This window comes from Planotetraspora thailandica, assembly GCF_016863335.1.
Classification (GTDB): domain Bacteria; phylum Actinomycetota; class Actinomycetes; order Streptosporangiales; family Streptosporangiaceae; genus Planotetraspora; species Planotetraspora thailandica.
This window is the reverse complement of the sequence record NZ_BOOR01000004.1, coordinates 122,436-143,254: the sequence shown is the minus strand read 5'-3', so window position 1 is coordinate 143,254 and position 20,819 is coordinate 122,436. Positions and strand designations below refer to the sequence as shown.

General features: G+C 69.6%; 23 protein-coding genes and 1 riboswitch. Of the genes, 12 read left to right on the top strand and 11 right to left on the bottom strand.

Features of this window, described 5'->3' with window-relative positions:
* The first annotated feature begins 3 nt into the window (after positions 1-3).
* Positions 4-198, top strand: coding sequence for a hypothetical protein (locus Pth03_RS01615; protein WP_203942258.1), 195 nt, complete (start codon positions 4-6; stop codon positions 196-198).
* A gap of 149 nt (positions 199-347) precedes the next feature.
* Positions 348-1,163 carry a helix-turn-helix domain-containing protein gene (locus Pth03_RS01610; protein ID WP_203942257.1) on the top strand — a complete coding sequence of 272 codons (816 nt, stop codon included), beginning with the start codon at positions 348-350 and terminating at the stop codon, positions 1,161-1,163.
* 10 nt (positions 1,164-1,173) lie between these two features.
* Here the strand turns inward: Pth03_RS01610 and Pth03_RS01605 are convergent, their stop codons facing one another.
* The 4 genes from Pth03_RS01605 to Pth03_RS01590 all read right to left on the bottom strand — a co-directional run bounded on the left by Pth03_RS01605 (position 1,174) and on the right by Pth03_RS01590 (position 4,306).
* The gene (locus Pth03_RS01605; protein ID WP_203942256.1) at positions 1,174-1,377 is read right to left on the bottom strand and encodes a hypothetical protein; all 204 of its coding nucleotides are present in this window, start codon (positions 1,375-1,377) and stop codon (positions 1,174-1,176) included.
* Positions 1,378-1,707: 330 nt separating this feature from the next.
* The gene (locus Pth03_RS01600; protein ID WP_203942255.1) at positions 1,708-2,892 is read right to left on the bottom strand and encodes a GDSL-type esterase/lipase family protein; all 1,185 of its coding nucleotides are present in this window, start codon (positions 2,890-2,892) and stop codon (positions 1,708-1,710) included.
* A gap of 66 nt (positions 2,893-2,958) precedes the next feature.
* Positions 2,959-3,528, bottom strand: coding sequence for a TetR/AcrR family transcriptional regulator (locus Pth03_RS01595; RefSeq protein WP_203942254.1), 570 nt, complete (start codon positions 3,526-3,528; stop codon positions 2,959-2,961).
* Positions 3,529-3,643: 115 nt separating this feature from the next.
* Positions 3,644-4,306 (bottom strand): HAD family hydrolase, encoded by a 663-nt coding sequence (locus Pth03_RS01590; protein ID WP_203942253.1) that lies wholly within the window; start codon positions 4,304-4,306, stop codon positions 3,644-3,646.
* A 219-nt stretch (positions 4,307-4,525) separates the two neighbouring features.
* Here Pth03_RS01590 and Pth03_RS01585 point away from each other — a divergent pair, with 219 nt between their 5' ends.
* The 3 genes from Pth03_RS01585 (at position 4,526) to Pth03_RS01575 (ending at position 7,638) form a co-directional block, all read left to right on the top strand.
* On the top strand, positions 4,526-4,867 hold the full coding sequence (locus tag Pth03_RS01585; protein WP_203942252.1) for a YciI family protein: 342 nt from the start codon (positions 4,526-4,528) through the stop codon (positions 4,865-4,867).
* Between the two features lie 13 nt (positions 4,868-4,880).
* Positions 4,881-6,185, top strand: a complete 1,305-nt coding sequence (locus Pth03_RS01580) for an RNA polymerase sigma factor (protein ID WP_308442327.1) — start codon at positions 4,881-4,883, stop codon at positions 6,183-6,185.
* 100 nt (positions 6,186-6,285) lie between these two features.
* Positions 6,286-7,638: a serine hydrolase domain-containing protein gene (locus Pth03_RS01575; protein WP_203942251.1), complete on the top strand. Its 1,353-nt coding sequence runs from the start codon at positions 6,286-6,288 to the stop codon at positions 7,636-7,638.
* Between the two features lie 7 nt (positions 7,639-7,645).
* On the opposite strand, the gene Pth03_RS01570 is transcribed toward Pth03_RS01575, so the two are convergent.
* Positions 7,646-8,290 carry a response regulator gene (locus tag Pth03_RS01570; RefSeq protein ID WP_203942250.1) on the bottom strand — a complete coding sequence of 215 codons (645 nt, stop codon included), beginning with the start codon at positions 8,288-8,290 and terminating at the stop codon, positions 7,646-7,648.
* Between the two features lie 425 nt (positions 8,291-8,715).
* A riboswitch (cyclic di-AMP (ydaO/yuaA leader) is annotated at positions 8,716-8,854 on the top strand.
* A 14-nt stretch (positions 8,855-8,868) separates the two neighbouring features.
* Between Pth03_RS01570 and Pth03_RS01565 the strand changes: the two genes are divergently transcribed.
* The gene (locus Pth03_RS01565) at positions 8,869-9,543 is read left to right on the top strand and encodes a CHAP domain-containing protein (RefSeq protein WP_203942249.1); all 675 of its coding nucleotides are present in this window, start codon (positions 8,869-8,871) and stop codon (positions 9,541-9,543) included.
* A 106-nt stretch (positions 9,544-9,649) separates the two neighbouring features.
* On the opposite strand, the gene Pth03_RS01560 is transcribed toward Pth03_RS01565, so the two are convergent.
* A complete protein-coding gene (locus Pth03_RS01560; RefSeq protein ID WP_203942248.1) occupies positions 9,650-10,771 on the bottom strand; it encodes a CopD family protein in 1,122 nt (373 codons plus the stop codon).
* A 251-nt stretch (positions 10,772-11,022) separates the two neighbouring features.
* Here Pth03_RS01560 and Pth03_RS01555 point away from each other — a divergent pair, with 251 nt between their 5' ends.
* On the top strand, positions 11,023-11,535 hold the full coding sequence (locus tag Pth03_RS01555; protein ID WP_203942247.1) for an isochorismatase family protein: 513 nt from the start codon (positions 11,023-11,025) through the stop codon (positions 11,533-11,535).
* 41 nt (positions 11,536-11,576) lie between these two features.
* Here Pth03_RS01555 and Pth03_RS01550 read toward each other — a convergent pair whose 3' ends face one another.
* Complete coding sequence (locus Pth03_RS01550) at positions 11,577-12,353, bottom strand: SRPBCC family protein (protein ID WP_203942246.1); 777 nt, start codon at positions 12,351-12,353, stop codon at positions 11,577-11,579.
* Between the two features lie 239 nt (positions 12,354-12,592).
* Here Pth03_RS01550 and Pth03_RS01545 point away from each other — a divergent pair, with 239 nt between their 5' ends.
* Both Pth03_RS01545 and Pth03_RS01540 read left to right on the top strand, forming a co-directional pair.
* Positions 12,593-13,396 carry an SDR family NAD(P)-dependent oxidoreductase gene (locus Pth03_RS01545; protein WP_203942245.1) on the top strand — a complete coding sequence of 268 codons (804 nt, stop codon included), beginning with the start codon at positions 12,593-12,595 and terminating at the stop codon, positions 13,394-13,396.
* 68 nt (positions 13,397-13,464) lie between these two features.
* Positions 13,465-14,358 (top strand): helix-turn-helix domain-containing protein, encoded by an 894-nt coding sequence (locus Pth03_RS01540; protein WP_203942244.1) that lies wholly within the window; start codon positions 13,465-13,467, stop codon positions 14,356-14,358.
* Here the strand turns inward: Pth03_RS01540 and Pth03_RS01535 are convergent.
* Together Pth03_RS01535 and Pth03_RS01530 are read right to left on the bottom strand one after the other, a co-directional pair.
* Entirely contained in the window at positions 14,330-15,739 is a 1,410-nt protein-coding gene (locus tag Pth03_RS01535) for an MFS transporter (RefSeq protein ID WP_203942243.1), read from the bottom strand. The genes Pth03_RS01540 and Pth03_RS01535 overlap by 29 nt on opposite strands.
* Positions 15,740-15,758: 19 nt before the next feature.
* Positions 15,759-16,382, bottom strand: a complete 624-nt coding sequence (locus Pth03_RS01530; RefSeq protein WP_203942242.1) for a hemerythrin domain-containing protein — start codon at positions 16,380-16,382, stop codon at positions 15,759-15,761.
* Positions 16,383-16,503: 121 nt separating this feature from the next.
* Here Pth03_RS01530 and Pth03_RS01525 point away from each other — a divergent pair, with 121 nt between their 5' ends.
* Complete coding sequence (locus Pth03_RS01525; protein WP_239118681.1) at positions 16,504-17,340, top strand: MarR family winged helix-turn-helix transcriptional regulator; 837 nt, start codon at positions 16,504-16,506, stop codon at positions 17,338-17,340.
* A 27-nt stretch (positions 17,341-17,367) separates the two neighbouring features.
* On the opposite strand, the gene Pth03_RS01520 is transcribed toward Pth03_RS01525, so the two are convergent.
* Entirely contained in the window at positions 17,368-17,817 is a 450-nt protein-coding gene (locus Pth03_RS01520; protein WP_203942241.1) for an SRPBCC family protein, read from the bottom strand.
* A complete protein-coding gene (locus Pth03_RS01515; RefSeq protein WP_203942240.1) occupies positions 17,814-18,203 on the bottom strand; it encodes an ArsR/SmtB family transcription factor in 390 nt (129 codons plus the stop codon). The genes Pth03_RS01520 and Pth03_RS01515 overlap by 4 nt, the downstream gene beginning before the upstream one ends.
* Before the next feature lie 114 nt (positions 18,204-18,317).
* Here Pth03_RS01515 and Pth03_RS01510 point away from each other — a divergent pair, with 114 nt between their 5' ends.
* A complete protein-coding gene (locus Pth03_RS01510) occupies positions 18,318-19,466 on the top strand; it encodes a cytochrome P450 (protein ID WP_203942239.1) in 1,149 nt (382 codons plus the stop codon).
* Positions 19,467-19,604: 138 nt separating this feature from the next.
* Complete coding sequence (locus Pth03_RS01505) at positions 19,605-20,810, top strand: L,D-transpeptidase (RefSeq protein WP_239118680.1); 1,206 nt, start codon at positions 19,605-19,607, stop codon at positions 20,808-20,810.
* The last annotated feature ends 9 nt before the right edge of the window (positions 20,811-20,819 follow it).

The window sequence follows — 20,819 nt, the reverse complement described above, 5'->3', positions numbered from 1 at the left end:
CACGTGACGAAAGCCGAAGCGATTGCGGCGGCTGGCAAGATCCTCGCTCGCGCCCGGGCGGAGCGCGACGCACTTCCGGTCCGCGAGGCTGCGATCGCAGCGCACCGGCCAGGAGGTCCTTCCGTCGACGAGCTGGAGGACCTCATTCGCACGCAGCGTGTAAGGGCCATGACCGGCACCGTTAGCCCGGCGGCCTGACGCAATCAATTTCGCTTTCCTCAACGCCGCTGTGAAGTAGCGGCGGGCCGCCCATCGGCCGTGCCGTCAAGAACGAACGTAATTGCGCCCGCTCATGAGCATCCCTCGTTTTACATGGCTTTGACCTGGCGCTTCGTACTCTGTCCGGCATGCGGAGCCCCCTTGCCGAGTTCCTTCGTGCTCGGCGTCAGCTCGTGTCCCCCGATGAGGTCGGCTTGCCAAGCGATCACGACCGCCGGCGCACGCCGGGCTTGCGCCGCGATGATGTGGCTTTGCTGGCGGGGGTCAGTGTCAACTACTACACGAGGCTGGAGCAGGGCAGAGAACGCCGCCCGTCGGATCAGGTGCTCGACGCCCTGGCACGCGTGTTTCACCTTGACGCCGAAGCCGCCGAGTATCTTCACCAGCTCGCCCGTACCCGGGCGCGCAGGTGTGGGGTCGATGGCGAGGACGAACAGGTCACGCCGCATGTCCTGCGGCTCCTGGACAGCTGGGACCATGGGCCGGCGCACGTGCTGAACCGTCGAACGGACGTGCTGGCCCAAAACGCGCTGATGGTCGCCCTCTTCGAGGGGTTAGAGCACACGGACAACGTTGTGCGGATGCTTTTTCTCGACCCGGCCGCCAAGGGGTTCTGGACGGCCTGGGAACAGGAGGCCCATCGCGTGGTGGCGCACCTACGTGCCGTCGTGGGGGCAGACCACGAGGATCCGTCCCTTCTCGAGCTGGTCGAGGAGCTCTCGGAGGAAAGTGAAGACTTTCAACAGATGTGGGCTCGCCACGACGTGCGCTACAGGCGCGGCGACGCCATTCCGTTTCGCCACCCCCTTGTCGGCGACCTGATCCTCTGGCAGGAGGCGTTCTCTGTCGACAGCGCCCCCGGCCAGCGTCTTATCACCATGCAAGCGGAGCCAGGCAGTCCCTCCGAAGAGGCTCTGGCCAAGTTGGGCGCCATGAGAGCCTAGTCTGTACTGGTCACAGGCGGCGATAGGCGCTGAAGTCCGTCAACTCGACCAGGTCCGCCAGGTCGACGTGGGCCGCCACTTCCGCGGGTGTGCGGCAGTACGCGATCAGGTAGCGGCGGTCGCCGACCGTCCGGGAGACGCGCAGCCGCTGTCGGCCGTCGAGGTTGATCGCTTCGACCTCGTACCCGTGCAGGCCGACCATGCGTAACACCACCCGGTCAGGCTAAGAAACCGCAGGTCAAAGGACAACCTCCAGGCCGGCGACCCCCGACACGCGTTCGGTCCCCGTACAGGGGATGACGGATCCGGCCGCGACGCACATACCCAAACTGCGTCTGACCGAAGGGAGGGAGGCCCGCAGCTAAGCGGAACTGGAAGTTGCGGCCGGTCGCGTCCAGGTCGATGATCCATCCGCCCTTCGGCCACAAGCCTTCGGGGATGTGATAGCCCTCGCGAAGGGCACACATGCGGATGGCGCTCTGCTGGATCTCCGGCGAGATCCTCTCCTCCGTGGGATCGCAGCTCGGTCCTGCCCCTTCTGGTATCAGGCGTCCCGGCCCGTGAAGGGGCCGTTGGCCGTGAAGGCCAGCGTGGCGAAGCGCTCGCCGATGCGGCGGTGGGTGTCGGCGTCCGGATGAAGCTGGTCGGGCAGCGGCAGCTCGGCGAAGTCGGCGTCGCCGTAGAGGCCGCGACCGTCGAGGTAGTGCAGATTCGGATCCTCGGCCGCCCGCTGTCCCACAATCCGGGCCAGCTCGTCCCGGATGACGCCCAGGGTCAGCTTCCCGCTCGCGCGCTCCGCGGGATCGCCGGTGGCCCGGAAGACCAGCCGCCCGGAGCTGAGGGCGGTGAGGTCCGTGGCGGTGGGGCCGGGCGTGTCTTCGTGGATGGGGCACAGGATGGGGGAGACGACCAGCAGCGGAGTGGTGGGGTGGCCTTCGCGGATGGTGTCGAGGAAGCGGTGGACGGCAGGGGTGAAGGCGCGCAGGCGCATCACATCGGTGTTGACCAGGTTGATGCCGATCTTGATGCTGATCAGGTCGGCGGGTGTGTCGCGCAGAGCGCGGGCCGTGAAGGGGTCGAGCAGGGCGCTGCCACCGAAACCGAGGTTGATCAGTTCCACACCGCCGAGGGCGGCGGCCAGTGCGGGCCAGGTGGTGGTGGGGCTCGCGGCGTTGGAGCCGTGGCTGATCGAACTGCCGTGGTGCAGCCATATCCGGCGGCCCGGGTCCGGGGCGGGCTCGACGGGGGCGTCGGTGCGCAGGGCGACGAGTTCGGCGGTCTCGTTGTACGGCAGCCAGATTTCAACATCTTTGAGCCCGTCGGGCAGGTCGGTGAAACGGACGGTGCCGACCGGCCCGGGATGGTGCTCGGTGGCCCCGGTGGTCATGTCGATGGTCAGAGTGTTTCCCCCGGTCACGTAGGCCTGGCCGGCCGGGCGGCCGTCGACGAGCAGGTCGTACAGGCCGTCCGGGCGGGGCGGCGCGCCGACGTAGACGCGCTTGGTGGGCAGCGTGTCCAGTTCGACGGCGGTGGCCCGGGTGCGGAACGCTAGCCGTACGCCGGAGGGCTGGGACTCCGCCATGGCCAGTTGTCCGTCGGCGACCTGCGCGCGGGCCCAGGCGGGCAGCCGGTGCGGCAGCACACCGTGTTCGGTGCGTTCCAGGTCGAGGGCGCCGCGCAGGAGTTCCGCGGTGATGGGCGTGATGATCCAGTTCGGTTCGTCGTGCATGCTTCTCAGCCTGTCGATTCGGGGGTTGTTCGGATTCGCGGGTACGTCAGGCCGCTGCGGGGCCGGTCAGGACGCGGGCCAGTTGCGCAGCAGGGCGTCGAGGGCGTCCATGACCCGTGACCAGGTTTCCTGTGTGTCGGGGGCACTGTGGCTGAACCCGCCGCCCATCTCAAGGCTGACGTAACCGTGGAAGACGCTGCCCAGCAGCCGGACCGCGTGCGTCTGGTCGGGCTCCGTCAGGTCGTAGCCGCGCAGGATCGCCCGCGTCATCTGTGCATGCCTGCCGCCGGCGCTGGCGGCCGCCGTCTCCGGGTCGAGCCTGAACTGGGTTGCGGCGTAGCGGCCGGGGTGTTCCCGGGCGTAGTCGCGGTAGACGTTCGCGAGGGCGGTCAGCGCGTCCTTGTCGGCCCGCCCGGCCATGGCGTCGGCGGCCCGGTCGGCGAGTTCTTCCAGGGCGAGCAGGGCGATCTTGGTCTTGAGGTCCTGGGAGCTCTTCACGTGGGAGTACAGGCTCTGGACCTTGACGTCGAACCGCCTGGCGAGCGCCGAGACGGTCACCTGATCGAAGCCGGCCTCGTCCGCCAGTTCCGCCCCCGCCCGGGTCAGGCGTTCGGTGGTCAACCCTACGCGTGCCATGTCCTTCCCTTCACTCGCCTGAATCGATTATGTATCTGCCTGAATGATTAAGGCAAATTATTGAATCGCTCAGGAAGTCGGGCCGGCAAGCTCGCGGTCCGCTGCGTGGCGAACCTCAGTGGGCGGCTGTGACCAAGCGGCTCAAGACGGGAAGCACACTTCGCAGGTCGTCGTCATCCACCGAGGCTGTCGCCACCGCCCGCGCTCCCGCCGAGGCGTTGAACGCCACGCTCAATCCGACGGACGCGAACAGCGGCAGGTCGGATCGGCTGTCTCCGACGGCTCCGCACGAGTGGGGGGCCAGCCCCAGCTCTCGCGCCTGGGTGAGGGCGAAGTCTCGTTTGTCGTACTCGTCGAAGTGGCAGGCGACACGTCCCGTGAACCGGCCGTCGGCGATCTCCAGCCGAGGTCCGCTGAACGAGTGGAAGCCGAAACGCTCTGTCAGGTAGCCGCCGACCGGGAACCAGGCCAGGGTTGCCAGCACAGGCACCAGCCCGCTCCGCCGGCACCACGCCACGGTTTCCGTGATGCCCGACACCAGGGGAAGCCCGCCGAGCCAGCCGGTGACCTGTCCTTCGGACACGCCCGCCCAGCCCGCCGCATCCAGTTCGGAGACCTGCCGATTGTCCAGCGTGCCGGAGGCGTAGGCGTCCTCGGCCTCGGCCAACTCGTCCCGATGGCCGAGAAAGCCGGCCAGGAAGACCGACGAACTCGTCCCCGGGACAAGGGTGCCGTCCACGTCGAAGAACACAGCGCCTACATGGTCAGGTGAGAACACCGGCCAAGGATGCCACCCGTCATGCGAAACGCCTCGACGCATTCCATTCCGTACGACGCAGTAACTCTTGCGTCCCGGTTGCAGCAGGGCGGCCGTCCGGGCACCGTGAGGAAAAACCTCGGGGGCGTGTCGATCCGGCCGCTTCCCGTTCGTCGTCATGGAGTACGGCACCCGCGGCGCTCGCCACGGGTGCGCGACCGAACACGAAGGAGCCGGACCATGAAGTACATGCTGCTGATCTACAGCGGAGCGGGAGACTCGGCCGACGCGTGCAGCTTCGAAGACTGGGTGGTCTACGACAAGGCGCTGAAGGAGGCGGGCGTCCTGGTCTCCGGGGACGCACTCAAGGACCTGACCACGGCCACGACGGTCCAGGTCGGCCCGGACGGGGAGCGGACCGTCACGGACGGGCCGTTCGCCGAGACCCGCGAAGTGCTCGGCGGCATCTACGTGATCGACGTGCCGAACCTCGATGTCGCGCTCGAATGGGCGGCCCGCTGCCCCGGTTCGCGCGACGGCGGAGCGGTCGTGGTGCGGCCGGTCGACGAGTTCGGGGACTGAGGGGGCTGACGGCGTGGAGGGGCGAGCCGCCGAGTCCTCCGCGGAGCAGTACTCCGCGGAGCGGTGCACGGACGAATCCGTGGAGGCGTCCGTGGAGGCGATGTTCCGCGAGGAACGGGGCCGGCTGCTCGCCTCGCTGGTCCGCCGTTTCGGCGACCTCGACCTGGCCGAGGAAGTCGCCTCCGAGGCGGTCGAGGCGGCCCTGGTGCACTGGCCGGTCGACGGGGTCCCGGCCAGGCCCGGCGCCTGGCTGCTGACGACGGCGCGGCGCAAGGCCGTCGACCGGCTTCGGCGTGACCAGGTCTACGCGGCCAGGCTCGCGATCTTGCAGGTGGAGGCGGAGCGGGCCGATCCCGCCTCTCCCGCGGACGCGGGCGGCGATCTGCCCGACGAGAGGTTGCAGCTGTTCTTCACCTGCGCCCACCCGGCCCTGCCCGCGGACGACCGGGGCGCGCTCACCCTGCGCTGCCTCGCCGGGCTGACGACGCCGGAGGTCGCGCGGGCTTTCCTCGTCCCGCCGGCGACGATGGCGCAGCGAATCGTGCGGGCCAAGCGGAAGATCCGCGAGGCGCGGATCCCGTTTCGCGTGCCCGGGACCGACGAGTTGCCGCAGCGGCTGCCTGGCGTGCTCCAGGTCATCTATTCGATCTTCACCGAGGGGTACGTGGCCAGCTCGGGTCCCCGGCTCCAGCGGCCCGATCTCGCCGAGGAGGCCATCCGGCTGGCGCGGATTCTGCGCCGGCTGCTGCCGGGCGAGCGGGAGGTCGCCGGCCTGCTCGGGCTGATGCTGCTGGTCCACGCGCGGCGCGAGGCCCGCACCGGCCCAGAGGGGGAGATCGTGCTGCTCGAACACCAGGATCGCGGCCTGTGGGACCAGGCGATGATCGAGGAGGGCCGCGGCCTGGTCGTGGCCGCGCTCAGCGGCGGACTTCCCGGACCGTACGGCGTGCAGGCCGCGATCTCCGCGCTGCACGATGAGGCCGTGGACGTCGAGAGCACCGACTGGCCGCAGATCGTCGCGCTCTACGACGTGCTGCTCGTCCTGACCCCGTCCCCGGTCGTCGCGCTGAACCGCGCCGCGGCCGTGGCGATGCGCGACGGCCCGGAGGCGGGCCTGGCGTTGCTCGACGACCTGGCGGAAGAGCCGCGACTGCGCGGCCACCACCCCTATCCGGCCACGCGGGCGGACCTGCTGCACAGGCTCGGCCGGCTGCCGGAGGCCGCGATCGCCTACCGGGAGGCGCTCGACCTGGCCTGCACCGAACCCGAACGGGCCCACCTGCGTCGCAGGCTCGCCGAGATCGAGCAGCCCGGGTGAGACCCGGGTTCGGGGACTCGAATGTCGTGGAACGGCAGGCCACGCCGTACGGCCAGGCGGGCGCTAGCCTGGTGCGATCACGACACGGAGGGTCACGAAGATGGTTCTTGAGGCTACGGCGCGGGCGTTGCTGCGGAGGCTGGCGGAGGAGCAGGCGGGTTCCCGCGTGCCGTCCGTGGTGGCGGCGCTCGTCCGGGACGGCGAGACCGTCTGGTTCGGCGGCCGGGGCCGGGTCGGCGAGGAGCGTCCCGGGGAGCACACGCAGTACCGCATCGGGTCGATCACCAAGAGCATGATCGCCGTGCTGGTGATGCGCCTGCGCGACGAGGGCCGGCTCGATCTGCTCGACCCGCTGGACAAGCACCTTCCCGGCACCCCGATCGGCGACGTGACGATCGCTCAGCTCCTGTCGCACACCTCGGGATTGACGGCCGAGCCGCCCGGCCAGTGGTGGGAGCGCACGCCCGGCGTCCCGGCGACCGCGTTGATCGACGCAATGGGACCGGAGTCGGCAAGGCACCGCCCGGGCCGCCGTTACCACTACTCGAATGTGGGATTCGCGCTGCTCGGCGAGGTGGTCGCCCGCAAGCGCTCGGTCCCCTGGGAGCACGCCCTTCGCGAGGAGGTCCTCCAGCCTCTCGGCATGCTGGAGACGACGCCGCGGCCCCGCGCCCCCCACGCGACCGGGTATGCCGTGCACCCCTGGGCCGACGTGCTGCTGCCCGAGCCGGAGAACGACCACGGGGCGATGGCCGCGGCCGGCCAGCTGTGGTCGACGGCCGCCGATCTCGCCCGATGGGCGGCGTTCGTCGGTGGCGACACCGGCGGCGTGCTGCGGCCGGAGACCGTCGCGGAGATGCGCGAACCGGCCACGGTCGAGGACGGCGACACCTGGTCTCGGGGATACGGCCTCGGGTTCCAGCTCGCGCGGCACAGCGGGCGCGCCCGGGCCCGCAGGCTCGCCGGGCACACCGGGTCGATGCCCGGGTTCCTGGCGACGGTGTGGGCCGACCCGTCGGACGGCGTCGGCGTGCTGTTCATGGCGAACACGACCGCGGGGGTGCGCGCCGACCTGCTCACCGATCTGCTCGACATCCTCGCCGAGCATGAGCCGCCGCTGCCCGCCGAATGGACACCGGCTCCCGTCGACGACGATCTCCTCGAGCTGGCCGGGCCGTGGTACTGGGGTCCGACCGCCTACGCCTGCCGGGTGCTGCCGAAGCGCGGTCTCGCGCTCACCCCGATGGGCTCCCAGGGCCGGGCCTCCCGATTCGCCGCCCAGGCCGACGGCACCTGGATCGGCCTCGACGGCTATTACGCGGGGGAGACGCTCCAGGTGGTCCGCTCCGACGGCGGGGTGCATCTCGACCTCAACACGTTCATCTTCACGCGGGAGCCGTACGACGCGGCCGCTCCGGTGCCGGGAGGCGTCGACCCGCAGGGCTGGCGCTGACGGGACCTCAGCCGTCGAGATAGCGCAGGATGGCGAGCACCCTACGGCTGTAGCTGGGATCACGTGGCAGGTCGAACTTGTCCATGATGGCGTTGACGTGCTTTTCGACGGTGCTGAGCGACACGTGCAGGCGTTCTGCGATCGCCGCGTTGACGTAGCCCTGCGCGAGGTGTCTCAGCACCTCCGTCTCGCGTGGGCTCAGCCTGCTCAGCGGGTCGGCGTGGGTGGTGCGGGCGAGCAGTTGGCGGACGACCTCGGGGTCGATGACCGTCTCGCCCGCATTTACCCGCGTAAGGGAGTCCAGGAAGTCGGAGACTTCGGAGACCCGGTCCTTGAGCAGGTAACCCAGCCCTCCGGCGGTGCCCGCCAGGAGCGTGGCCGCGTACGTCTTCTCCACGTACTGCGACAACACGAGCACACCGACGTCCGGCCGGCGTTCGCGGATCTCCAGTGCCGCCCGCACCCCTTCGTCGGTGTGGGTCGGCGGCATGCGCACGTCGACGACCGCCACGTCGGGCCGGTGCACGGCGACGGCGTCGAGCAGCGCCGGCGCGTCGCCGACGGCGGCTACGACCTCGTGTCCTGCGTCGGCGAGCAGCCGGATCAGGCCCTCGCGGAGCAGCACCGAGTCGTCGGCGAGGATCAACCGCATGGCACCTCCTTCGACAGTGTCGCCGCGATCTTGGTGGGGCCGCCTTCCGGGCTGTCCGGTCCCCGTAGCGTTTGCACAATCCGTTGAGACTGATCACGCCGGTCAACGCTAGGCACGCCGCCGGGTGGCCACCATGGTGGCGAACCTCCGACTTCGATGGCGGAAAACCGTAAAACGCGGGCCTGCTCAGTGGCGATCGCTTCGGCGCTTTACCCGATTCCCCTTGCCCTGTGGAGGCGGCGAACGATCTGCCACGTCCGATCGTCCGGGCGTTTACCCAACTCCTGACAGGTAAAATCTGACTTGCCCTTACTTGACCGGTATGGATGCGTCTATTACCTTTTAGACAACTCAAGGCATACCTGTCCGTTTCTTTAGGAAAAATCAGGTTTGCCCGTTTCGGACCGACGGCCTCTCCTCCAGGGAGGTCGCCACCGCCGAGTCCGCGCCGACGCGGAGCCGGGGACCCACCTCTCTCTCGGGGTGAATCGGCACAGCACGTGCCGTAGGGCGCCTTCCAGCCCGAACCCGTCAGCTAACCCGGTAGGCGGCCTGGAAGTAAGGGAGTAGACCCCAACATGCGAGCCCTCAAGAGCTGTATCCGTGTCGCGCTGGCCGGCGGCACTCTCGTCTCGGCGGTCGCCGCCGGGCCGGTCGCGGCCTTCGCGCAGACCCAGGGTGACGGACAGGCCGTAGCCGGCAACTCGGATGTCACCCCCCTCTCCAAGGAAGCGGCGGGCCTGCCCAAGGTCAGCCCCTCCCAGCTGCTGAAGCTGGCGGAAAGCCAGGTCGGCATCCACGAGAACTCCTACGGCGGAGGCACCAAGTTCCAGGCGTGGTACATGTCCTCTCCTCGCGCCCAGGAGACGGTCGCCCGTGACGGCGGCAACGTGTCCGCCTACGCCAACGCCGCCTGGTGCGACATGTTCGTCTCCTGGGTCGGCAACAAGCTCGGCATCCGGCCCGTCCTGGGCTCGGACGCCTACACCGTCGCGCACGCCCGGTGGTTCGCGCAGAACAACCGCTGGGGCAGCGCCCCCAAGCCGGGCGCCGTGGTGTTCTTCGCCTTGAACGGCGGCAAGAGCATTGACTCGATCGACCACGTCGGCTTCGTGATCAAGGACAACGGCAACGGCACGATTCAGACGGTCGAAGGCAACACCCTCTCCGGAGAGGTCGCGATCCGGACCCGGCCCACGTGGCAGGTGGCCGGATACGGCTACCCCTACTACACGGCGAGCGACCCCGCCTGATCAGGCGAAGCCGTACGACAACGACGAAAGCGCGCCCGGGAGGTCTCCCGGGCGCGCTTTTCTCACTGCGCTGGGCCCGGCCTGCTGTCCGGCCGGTTGGCGGAGGTCACACCTGTACGAGGTCTCCGGCGTCGGCCGCCGGAACGGCAGCGGCGGCACGGCGGCGGGCGAGCAGCCCGGAGAGCCAGTAACCCGCGATCATCACCGCGATGACGGCGATGGTCTCGGCGGTGCCGAAGACCCAGGTGGAGGTGCTGACCTCCTTGGCGGGAAGCTTGGGCAGATCGCTGAGGGGCACGGCGGAGTGCTGCGCGACGTCGGCTTGGAAGGCCTGGTTGCGGGCGGAGCCGTGGAGGAAGGGTGCGACGAACAGCACTGTCATCCCCAGCAACGTCTCGATGGTGATCAGAACCGGGAACCTCCGTACCAGGAGGGTGTGCAGGGGGCGCTGATCGCCGGCGGCTCGCAGTGCGTCGACCCGCGGATGGAGCCAGAACTGGTTGAAGGCGCCGAGTAGCAGCAGCGTGCCGAAAATGAGGATCTTCACCCCCAGTACGCGTCCGTACATGGTGGTGAGCAGTTGTGAGGGGCCGTCGACATGCTCCCAGTAAAGGAACAGCCCGGACAGGGCGATGGCGGCGACGCAGCTCATGGCGGCGGCGGAGAAGCGGCGGATCGCCGGTGACCAGAAGGCGCCTCGGTCGGCGGCGGCGATCGCGCCGGGGACGGCGAGCAGTGCCAGGCCGGCCAGACCGCCCAACCAGACGGCGCCACCGAGCAGGTGCAGCATCCACACGACGGTCTCGACGGTGGTGCGGCCCCAGTCGTCGGGCACCTCGTCGGGGAACTTGGTGGTGCCCAGCGCGATCGCTCCCGCGCCGAGCCCGGCCGCGAGCAGCCACCGCCTCGCCGGCCCGGACGCTGCCTTGCGGAAGGCCAGCGGGGCGGCCAAGGCGGCTCCGACCAGGATGAGGGTCACCTCGAGCCCCGACAGCCGACCGGCATTGCTGCCGTCGTACAGGGAGCTCCAGGCCGCGCGGTAGTCGTAGCCGCCGCCGTCTCCGGAGTGGGCGAGGTCGGTGAGCACTGCGGGTACGGCCAGGACGCCCAAGACGACCGCCGCGCGCGCGAGCCGGGCGGTCACTGCCGCGAGGGTGCCGGCGCCGATCCGACGGGCCGCCGGCCCCGCGGTCACCAGGGCCAGGGCGGTGACACCGACGAACCCCATCAAGGTCACCCAGGTGGCCCACGCCACCGCACTGTCCGCGAACGGGCCAAGCGGCGTTGAGGGGGGCGGGGCCGCAGGGAGCAATGCGGACAAATCACCAGATAGAGGCATGGATGATCACTTTCAGGGGCGGGCGCGGGGAATTCGGACGTTAGGTTAGCCATGCCTAAGTTGTTTGGCAATACGCGTGGGACAGGAAGGGTGTGACGAGTAAAAGGCCCGCGAGCTCGCCGATCGCTACCATGCCGATCATGGACAAACTGGATCCCCGCCGTACCGCATTAGTCCTTATCGACCTGATGACGCGCATCGTCGAGCAGCCCACGGCACCACATTCCGGACCTGCCGTGGTCACCCGCTCCCTCGCACTCGCCGACGCGGTGCGAAAGGCCGGCGGTCTCGTCGTCGCCGTGCGAGTCGAGCGGCCAGGCGTTGTGGAGCAGCCACCGGGCAGCGAACTGGTGGAAGGGGTACTCGGCGACCTGGAGATCGTGAAGGGCACCTGGGGTGCATTCCACAACACCGGGCTTGAAGAGGCGTTGCGCAAGCACGCCGTCGACACCCTGATCATCACCGGGATCGCCACGAACTTCGGCGTCGAGCAGACCGCGCGCTTCGCCGACGAGTTCGGCTTCAACGTGATCTTGCCTGAGGACGCGGTCACCGCACTCGACGCGCACGCCCATGAGTTCGCCTTCGACTACATCTTCCCGCGTATCGCAACTGTCAGCACGACCGCCGAGGTCATGGCAGCGCTGGCCTGAGACCAGTGCAGACGCGAGCTTGAACTGGTCAGGGTGTCGGCTCAGGCGGCGGCGGGCTCGCCGAACAGGCCGTCCAGCCAGGTCTGCCAGGCCCGCTGGGCCTCTTCACCGTCGGGGGACGGCCCGTCGGTGAAGATGTGGTGGCCTAGGACCACCACGTCGCCCCGCTTGGGGCCCGAATGGATGAAGCGGTAAAGCCCGTCGCCGGTGCGCACCCCGATGAAGGTGGGCAGGCCCGCGTAGTCGACGACCCCCTCGACCGGGGGCGCGCCCTCGACGGCCAGGCGCACCGGGTCGCCCACGGCGACCTCGGCGCCCAGACCCAGCCGCTCCTTGATCACGGCCCACGCATGGTCGCGCCCGGCCGCCTGCGGCTTGAACGCCATCACCACGGTGGCGTGCCGTCCCCGGAAGTGCGTGAGGTACTGGCCGATGCTGTGCAGGTAGATGTCCCAGCCCTCGGTCAGCGCGTCGTATTCGGTCTCCCAGTCCCCTGACAACACGCCGCTCTGCACCAGGCGCAGCACGGTGCTGCCCCCGTCCCGTGCCTCGATGAGGTATTCGAAGGCCATGAACGCGCCGTCGTCGCCTGTGGCGGAGGAGTGGGCCAGCCGCTTCATCGGCTCCCACGCGGTCACCGTGGACTCCGAGGTCTCCCCGGCCACGGTCATCCGTATGGTGCCGCCTTCCCGCGGCTCTACCTCGTTGCGGCCCATGAACCACGCGTCGATACCGGGGCCGGTGGCGATCGCCTCCCACACCTGCTCGGGGGTCGCGTCGAGCTCGACTTCCTTGCGCAGCTCGAACTCTTCGCCCATCTCGGCTCCTCATCTCGGTCGTGTACGGCCTGCGGAACAGGCGTCAGCCTTACACCGACAAATTTTCTTGTCAAGACTGTTCTTGCGATCAGGGCCGGCTGGACGCCGTGCGGCCTGAGCGTCCACGCTGAACGGCGCACCTGAAAGCCCGGCAGTGGCAGGAGTGACCAGGGTGTTTCTGGATTGCCTAGGTTGATGCGGGCCTGGTTGTCGGGATTCTCGACGGCGAGGCTGGTGCCATGACCGACAGCACACTTGAGACGACCGATAGGGGCGCCTTCTACAACCGTGCCGTCCTGATCACCGGCGGCACGAGCGGAATGGGCCTGGCCACCGCACGTCTGCTTCTGGACGAAGGCGCCCACGTGATCATCACCGGCCGCGACGACGCCCGTCTCGCCCGCGCGGCCGAACAACTGGACAAGCCCTCCGGGCGGGGTGCCCGCCTGCTCACGGTCCGGGCGGACGCGGCCGTCCTCGCCGACCTCGACCGGTTGACGGCCGTGATCCGGGAACGCCACGGGCGGCTGGACGGGGTGTTCGCCAACGCAGGCGTCGGAGTGTTCCAGCGCACTGCCGAGGTCGCCGAGGACGACTTCGATCACACCGTCGATGTGAACTTCAAGGGGGTGTTCTTCACCGTCCAGAAGGCCCTGCCGCTGCTCGACGCGGCGGGCGGCGGCTCCATCGTGATCAACGCCTCGTGGACCCTGCACCGGGGCCTGGCTGTGGCGCCGGTGTACGCGGCCACCAAGGCCGCCGTGCACAACCTCGCCCGTACTCTCGGGAGCGATCTCGCCGAACGCGGCATCCGGGTCAACTCGATCAGCCCGGGCTACATCGTCACCGAGATGTTCGACGCCGCCAACCCGGACCCCGCCTCGCACGAGGCCATCCGCGCCGGGGTTCCCCTGAAGCGACTCGGTCAGGCCGAGGACATCGCTGAGACCGTGGCCTTCCTGCTCTCTCCGCGGTCGTCCTACATCACCGCCCAGGACATCGTCGTCGACGGCGGCCTGACGACCGCCGTCCCGGCCTCCTGACCGGAGGTGTGCTGCCTGGCACCGGCAGGGCCAGGCAGCACACGCCCACAACCAGACAGAATCGTCGTATGAGCACCGCGACCAGCCTGAGCGACTTCCTCCGGACCCGCCGCGCCGGCCTGCACCCGCAGGACGTCGCCCTGCCGGACTTCGGCGGCGTGCGCCGGGTGGCGGGCCTGCGCCGCGAGGAGATCGCCCAACTCGCCGGGGTCAGCGTCGACTACTACACCCGGATGGAACAGGGCCGCGTAGCCAACCCCTCGAGCACGGTGCTCGACGCCCTCGCCCTCGCGCTGCGGCTGAACGACGACGAGATCCGGCATCTGCACCACCTGGCCCGACCGCAAAGCGCCGCCCGGTCGGCCGACCGGCACCGGACCCGCCGGCAGCTCGTGCGGCCTATGCTCCAGCGACTGCTGGAGGAGTTGAAGGACGTGCCGGCGGTGGTGATGGGCCGGCGTATGGACATCCTGGCCTGGAATCCGGCGGCGTCCGCCCTCTTCGGCAACTACGCCGCCCTGGACCCGTCCGAGCGCAACATCGCTCGAATCACCTTCCTCGACCCCGCGTCCCGAGAACTGTACGGAGACTGGACTTCGTGCGCCCGCGAGAACGTCGCCTACCTTCACCTGGAGGCAGGACGGCACCCCGGTGACCCCCGGCTGGCACACCTGATCGGGGAGTTGTCGATGCGAAGCGAGGACTTCCGCCGCTGGTGGGCAGAGCACCCGGTCCGGGACAAGACCTCGGGCGTCAAGCGGTTCCACCACCCTGTGGTCGGCGACCTGGAACTGACCTACGAGACCCTGCGCGCGGCCGACGATCCCGCCCAGGCTCTGATCACGTATGCGGCCCAGCCGGACACCCCATCCCATGACGCCCTCAGGATGTTGCTCGCCTGGACCGCCCCCGCAGCCACCGGCGCTCGTCAGGTCAGGCGGTCTGCCGGTTCGCAGGAGTGATCGTGAAGGCGGCGACCAGCAGCGCGGCCAGATAGAACGCACCGCCCGCGAGCAGAGCCGTGGTGTAGCCGCCGGTCACGGATGCGGCGTCGGCCGGACTCGTGGTGGCGGCCGATGCCACCGCCGCCAGTACGGCCAGGCCCAGGGCGCCGCCGATCTGCTGGCTGGTGTTGACCAGGCCGGAGGCCACCCCCGTGTCGCGATCGGCCACCCCGCGCACCCCGGCGATCGTCATGGTGACGAAGCCGAGCCCGAGACCGACACCCGCGACGAACTGCGCCGGCAGCAACACCGCGGCGTAGGCCGTGGCCGGGGTGAGCGCGGACAACCAGGCCGTCCCGGCGGCGGCAAGGGCGAGCCCGGCGACCGCGACGGTGCGCTCGCGCAGGTGCCCCAGCAGCCGAGGACCGAGCCCTCCCGCCCCCAGCCCGATTCCGAGGGCGAACGGCAGGTAGGCCGCCCCCGTCTCCAGGGGGCCGTAACCCTTGGTGCCCTGCATGTAGAGGGTGAGGAAATAGAAGGTCGCGAACATGCCCGCCCCCATGAGGAACATGACCGCGTTGGCGCCGGCCCTGCCGCGGTCGCCCAGGACGCCGGGCGGGACCATCGCGATGGGACTGCGCCGCTGGATCAACGTGAACGCGACGAGGAGGACGGCCGCCGCGGCGAAGAACGCGATGGTGGCGGGCGACGTCCAGCCGTGGGCGGTGGCCCGGTTGACCGCGTAGACCAGCGCGGCCAGGCCGAGCGTTCCGGTGACCACCCCGGGCAGGTCGACGCCGCCGTCGCCGCGCTCGCCCTCGACCAGCACGGCGGTGCCGGCCAGTACCGCGACCGCGATGGGCACGTTGACGAACAGCACCCAGCGCCAGTCCAGATATTGGGTGAGGGTGCCGCCCAGCAGCAGTCCGACGACCGAGCCGAGCCCGCCCATCGCGCCGTACACGCCGAGGGCCTTGGTGCGGGCGGGTCCGGCGGGGAAGGTCGTGGCCAGCAGGGACAACGCGGTCGGTGCGGCGATCGCCGCGCCCGCGCCCTGCAGGGCCCGCGCCGCGATCAGCACTCCGGCGGTGGGTGCGAGGCCTCCGAGCAGTGAGGCGAGGGTGAACACCACCAGGCCCGCGCGGAACACCCGGCGGCGGCCGAACAGGTCTCCCGCGCGCCCGCCCGCGAGCAGGAGGCCGCCGAAGGTCAGGGCGTAGGCGGTGAGCACCCAGTTGAGGTCGGCCGGGGCGATGTGCAGCGAGATCTGGATGCTCGGCAGGGCCACGTTCACGATGGTCCCGTCGAGCACCAGCATGAGCTGGGCGGCGGCGATGACCAGGAGGGCCAGGCCCAGCCGCGTCCGGGGTGGTGCGGGGGCGTGCGTGCGCACGGACATGGGGTTTGTCCTTCCGGGGTCACGCGTAGTGACCGAGGCTGGCGTAGGCGGCGCGCCACTCGGGGTAGGCGGCACGGATCTGCTCCGGCATGCGGCCGAGGATGAGCGCGGAGGTGCGGTCGTCGGCGCCGTCGAGGATCCACGGCAGGTAGCGAGGGGCGTCGCCGCCGACCCGTTCACGGTGGACCTGTGAGAACCGCTGCCACTGCTGCTCGGTGAAGGTGGCGTCGATCAGTGCGAGGCCCTCCGACTCCTCGTGGCGCAGGTGCCCGGTCAGGGTCGTGAACAGGGCGTCGACCAGCCCGCCGAGCCGTTCGGCTCCGTGGTCGCGATCGGCCAGCGCGGCCTGCACGTCGGCCAGGAGCGGGTCGATGGCGGCGTGCTCGGCCTCCATCGCGTCGAGCAGGGCCAGGTCGTCCGGGCGTGCGGCCGCGATGTCGCGCATCACCGGCCACAGGGCGATGTCCTCGGACGTGTGGTGCACCCGCAGGAAGGTGGTGAACAGCTGCCAGCCGGTGGCGGTCGCCAGGATCCGCCGGGGGTCGTCGCCGCCGCGTGCGGCGAGCCGGGCGATGCGCTCGAGGTCGCGCCGGAGCGCGTCGTGCATCGCGAACATCATCGTCATGTCGAGCCTGTAGGCCATGGGTTTCCTCCTGAGAAGACGTCAACGACGCTAACCATCGCTATTCCAACTGTCAACATGCCAACTATCTTGTCGGCAACCATCACGGGCTGGGGTAAAATCCGGCCCCGGAGGTGGGTCGGTGGAGGACGAGGCGCTCGCGACGGCGCTGGACGCGTCGGTCGGCAAGATGCTGCGCCGGGTCTACGCGCGGTTCACGGCAGAGGCGGTGCGCGACGATCCCCAGGCGCGCGACTTCGTGGTGCTGGACACCCTTGCCGACCAGGACGCCGACTCCCAGCACGAGCTGGCGGAACGCCTCGGCATCAACCGGACGATCATGGTGCGCCTGGTCGACCGGCTACAGGAGGCCGGATATGTCACCCGCACGCGCAATCCGGCCAACCGGCGGTCCTACGTGTTGTCCATCACCGACGAGGGCCGCGCGGCGCGCGACGCGATGAAGCAGTCCGTCGCCGCCCGCGACGCGAAGATCACAGCGGCGCTGAGCCCCGCGGAGCGGCGCCGCCTCAACGAGTTGCTCAGCCTCCTGCTCCCCGAGCCCGAACCCCTCCAGACGACGTCCTATCTGGTCGCCCAGGCCCACTACCGCCTGCGCCGCACGGGCGACGCGCTCCTGTCCGACGTGGGCCTGCGCACCCGGCACTTCGGCTCGCTCGCAGCGATCGACGAGCTGGGGCCCGGCCCTCAGCAGCGGCTCGCCCGGCATCTGGACATCACCGAGCCCGCCGCCGCGCAGGTCATCGACGAACTGGTACGGCTCGGGCTCGTGGCGCGGGGACAGGACCCGCACGATCGCCGGCGCTACGCCCTGGAGCTCACCGCCCTCGGGCGCGAACGGCTCGTCGTCGTGCGTGACGCGATGGAGCGCCTGCAGGCCGAGGTGCTCACCATCCTCGGAACCGACGCGGCGGCGGAGCTGAGCCGCCTGCTGGCCAAGCTCCTGCCCGAGAGCTGACGGGGGGCCGCGCGGGGCGGTGAGCGTTCAGGAACCCAGCAGTTCCTGGTCCAGCGCGGAGAGCTGGCCGGCGATCCCCTGCTCACGCCAGGCGGGCTGTTCGTGGCCGTCGAGGAAGGCACCTTGCTCGGTGAGCAGGAGGCGGGTGCCGTCGCCTTCTTCCCACAACTCCACCGTGGTGAGGGACACGGTGGCCGGGATCTGTCCGGAGTAGAGCACGGAGGCGCTCACGATGCGCCGGTCGACGACGATCTCGTGATAGACGGACTCGAAGGTCAGGATCGTGCCGCTCTCGTCAGGCCCCCGGACGATCTCCTTGCCGCCGACGCGGAAGTCGATCTCGTGGTCGTTTCCGAGGGTGGCGAACCAGCGGGCCCTGGCACCCGGGTCGGTCCACGCGGCGAAGACGCGGGCGGGTGAGACCGCGTAGACGCGCTCGAACGTGAGCGTGGTGTGCGTGACGGAACGATCGCTCATGATGTCCTCCCTGGCTCCGTGTTCTCGGGGTGTTGCGCGCTTTCGGGATGTTCCGCGCTTTCGGAATGTTCGGCCAAGTAGTCGCCGAACCGGTCCAGACGCCGCTCCCAGACGGTGCGCTGCCCGACGATCCATGCCTCAGCCGCCCGCAACGCCTCCGGTTCGATACGGCAGGTGCGGACCCGGCCGACTTTCTCCGACCTGACCAGGCCACACGCCTCGAGCACCTGCAGGTGCTGCATGACCGCCGGCAGGGACATCGCCAGAGGCTCGGCCAGATCACTGACCGAGACCGGGCCGCGGACCAGCCGCCCGACGATGTCACGCCGGGTACCGTCCGCGAGCGCTTGGAAGATCCTGTCCAGCGACCCGCCATGGTTAAGCATGTCATTAACTATCTGTCGCCCATCCCGAATAGTCAAGCAACCTCTTAACTAATTGCGGGCGGCTGGGAGGACATTTCGGCGGGGGCCGAGACGTCAGGCCCCTAGCGTGCGGACATGACGCATGAGCCTCCCTTCGCACACGACGGCCAGTGGCATGTCACCCGGCATGCCGACGTGCGTGCCGTGCTGGCCGGCCCCGGCTTCGCCGTACCGGAACCGCCGGGCGGCCCAACATCCGGCCCCGCATCCGGCCCCGCATCCGGTCACGCCGGCGGTCGCGCGCCGGGCATGGGCTGGCTGCGCGGCTCCGTGAGCAGGTTCAGCAACGACGAGGAGCACAAGCGGCGCAGGTCACGCGTGGTCGCCGCACTCGCGGGGCTCAACGCCGCGCTCCTTCGCCGGGAGGCGTTCGACCTGGCCACCGCCGAACTCGCGGCCGCCGGTCCTACCGTCGACGTCATGGCGCTGCTGGCCCGCCGGGTGCCCGTCGGCGTCCTGGCGGTGCACCTGGGGGTGGCCACCGAGAACCGAGAGAAGGCGGTCGCCGCGGTCGCCGGGATCGCGGCCGCCTACCATCCACGGCCCGCCGGCGCCGACGACGGCCCCGACGAGCACCCGAGCGGCCTCCCTGGCGATCATCCAGGCGGCGATCCCGCCGACGAGGCGGTGGGCGTGCTCGCCGGCCTGCTGAGAGATCCGGCGCCGGATCATCTCGCCGCCGTGGCGGGGCTGCTCGTCCAGGCGTGCGACGCGACCGCCGGCCTGATCGGAAACGCCCTGTCCCTCGTGACGCACCTGCCGTACGACCTGATCACCCGGTGGCCGGCCGAGGCCGTTCTGACGGAGACGCTCCGCTACGACCCGCCCGTACGGCTGACGCGGCGGGTGGCGAGAGCCGATGCGGTGGTGGGCGGCGTCGTCATCCCCGCCGGGGCCGTGGTGGTGCTCGATCTCGCGGCGGCGGGACGCGACCCGGACGTGTTCCCCGACCCGCACCGGTTCGATCCCGGCCGGAGGCTGCTCACGGGTGCGGGTCACCTCGGTTTCGGCAGCGGGTTGCGGCCCTGCCCGGGAGACACGATCGCGCTCGCGCTCGCCGCGGGGGTCCTGGAGGCCACCCGGGACCACACGGCGGCCGATCCGGGAGTCGTGTACGAGCCGTCGCCCAACCTCCGGGTGCCCGTACAACTGTGGTTGAAAGCACCCAATGTGTCGCAAACGTTGTGTAACAACGGACTGACTGACAGCCTTGATCATGTTTGACGCGGACCTTACTCCGGTGAGACTCAAATCGGCAGGTGCGGCGACCAAACTGTGACCTAACGGGGCTGAAAATTGCACATATCAGTGGCTACCCCTAATAAGGTCTTAGGTGCACTTTGCGCCCATGGGGGAGAAGCTGTGCTGAGCAATAACAACCGTTCCAAGCTGCCCATCGCCGGGGCAGCCGTCGCCATGGCAACACTCCTGGCGGCATGTTCATCCGCGTCGGGGTCGTCGGGGACGCCGGGGGGCGCCGACGCTCCCGGTGGGTCCGCGAGCGCGACGCCGGGACCGTCCATCAAGATCAGTCCGGTCAAGGGCAGCTCGAAGGTGAGCCCGGACAAGACCGTGACCGTGACGGCGGACGGCGGATCCCTGGAAGAAGTCGTAGTGGAGGCCAACGGCGTCCCGGTCGAGGGGAAGTTCGACTCCACCCGGACCAAGTGGACATCGAAGGAGCCGCTTCGGCCGTCGAGCAAGTACACCGTGACTGCCAAGGCCACCGGCGATGGCGGACCCGCCACCGCCACCAGCCAGTTCAGCACGTTGAAGCCTAAATATCCCTTGTACGTCGCCGACGTCACGCCGGGCGTCAAGGGGGAGACCGTCGGCGTCGGCATGCCGATCATGGTGACCTTCAACCAAGCGGTGACCGACAAGAAGTCGGTGGAGAAGGCGCTCGAGGTCAAGGCGCAGAAGCCGGTCCAGGGTGCATGGCGGTGGATGAGCTCCAAGCAGGTCATCTACCGGCCCGCCACGTACTGGCCCGCGCACCAAAAGGTCAAGTTCGCCGCCCACCTGTCGGGCGTGCGCGGCGGCAAGGACATGTACGGCGTCAAGGACGCCAGCGCGACGATCAACATCGGTGCGGCCTGGATCAGCACGGTCAACACCAAGACGCACATGATGGTCGTCAAGAAGGACGGCAAGACCATCCAGACGATGAAGATCAGCGCCGGCAACGGCACCACGCGCGAGTACACCACCACCAGCGGCGTTCACCTGACCATGGAGCGGGCGAACCCCGTCACCATGATCTCTCCGGGCAGGAAGCCGGGTGACCCCGGCTACTACAAGGAGGTCGTGAACTACGCCGTGCGCATCTCCAACAGTGGCGAGTACGTCCACAGCGCGCCGTGGTCGGTCGGCTCCCAGGGCTATGCCAACGTCAGCCACGGATGCGTGAACGCCAGCCCGGCACAGGCCAAGTGGTTCTACGACAACTTCCACCGCGGCGACGTCGTCAAGATCGTCGGCACCACGCGGACGCTGGAGTCGTGGAACGGCTGGGGCTTCTGGCAGATGTCGTTCAAGCAGTGGAAGTCGGGCAGCGCGCTCGCCTAGTGATCCACG

What these genes read in the sequence shown, in the direction of transcription:
- Pth03_RS01555 (WP_203942247.1), top strand. Translation starts at nt 11,023, where the DNA reads ATGGACAAACTGGATCCCCGCCGTACCGCATTAGTCCTTATCGACCTG.
- Pth03_RS01595 (WP_203942254.1), bottom strand. Translation starts at nt 3,528, where the DNA reads ATGGCACGCGTAGGGTTGACCACCGAACGCCTGACCCGGGCGGGGGCG.
- Pth03_RS01610 (WP_203942257.1), top strand. Translation starts at nt 348, where the DNA reads ATGCGGAGCCCCCTTGCCGAGTTCCTTCGTGCTCGGCGTCAGCTCGTG.
- Pth03_RS01575 (WP_203942251.1), top strand. Translation starts at nt 6,286, where the DNA reads ATGGTTCTTGAGGCTACGGCGCGGGCGTTGCTGCGGAGGCTGGCGGAG.
- Pth03_RS01535 (WP_203942243.1), bottom strand. Translation starts at nt 15,739, where the DNA reads ATGTCCGTGCGCACGCACGCCCCCGCACCACCCCGGACGCGGCTGGGC.
- Pth03_RS01585 (WP_203942252.1), top strand. Translation starts at nt 4,526, where the DNA reads ATGAAGTACATGCTGCTGATCTACAGCGGAGCGGGAGACTCGGCCGAC.
- Pth03_RS01515 (WP_203942240.1), bottom strand. Translation starts at nt 18,203, where the DNA reads ATGCTTAACCATGGCGGGTCGCTGGACAGGATCTTCCAAGCGCTCGCG.
- Pth03_RS01545 (WP_203942245.1), top strand. Translation starts at nt 12,593, where the DNA reads ATGACCGACAGCACACTTGAGACGACCGATAGGGGCGCCTTCTACAAC.
- Pth03_RS01565 (WP_203942249.1), top strand. Translation starts at nt 8,869, where the DNA reads ATGCGAGCCCTCAAGAGCTGTATCCGTGTCGCGCTGGCCGGCGGCACT.
- Pth03_RS01570 (WP_203942250.1), bottom strand. Translation starts at nt 8,290, where the DNA reads ATGCGGTTGATCCTCGCCGACGACTCGGTGCTGCTCCGCGAGGGCCTG.
- Pth03_RS01530 (WP_203942242.1), bottom strand. Translation starts at nt 16,382, where the DNA reads ATGGCCTACAGGCTCGACATGACGATGATGTTCGCGATGCACGACGCG.
- Pth03_RS01520 (WP_203942241.1), bottom strand. Translation starts at nt 17,817, where the DNA reads ATGAGCGATCGTTCCGTCACGCACACCACGCTCACGTTCGAGCGCGTC.
- Pth03_RS01510 (WP_203942239.1), top strand. Translation starts at nt 18,318, where the DNA reads ATGACGCATGAGCCTCCCTTCGCACACGACGGCCAGTGGCATGTCACC.
- Pth03_RS01540 (WP_203942244.1), top strand. Translation starts at nt 13,465, where the DNA reads ATGAGCACCGCGACCAGCCTGAGCGACTTCCTCCGGACCCGCCGCGCC.
- Pth03_RS01550 (WP_203942246.1), bottom strand. Translation starts at nt 12,353, where the DNA reads ATGGGCGAAGAGTTCGAGCTGCGCAAGGAAGTCGAGCTCGACGCGACC.
- Pth03_RS01600 (WP_203942255.1), bottom strand. Translation starts at nt 2,892, where the DNA reads ATGCACGACGAACCGAACTGGATCATCACGCCCATCACCGCGGAACTC.
- Pth03_RS01560 (WP_203942248.1), bottom strand. Translation starts at nt 10,771, where the DNA reads ATGGGGTTCGTCGGTGTCACCGCCCTGGCCCTGGTGACCGCGGGGCCG.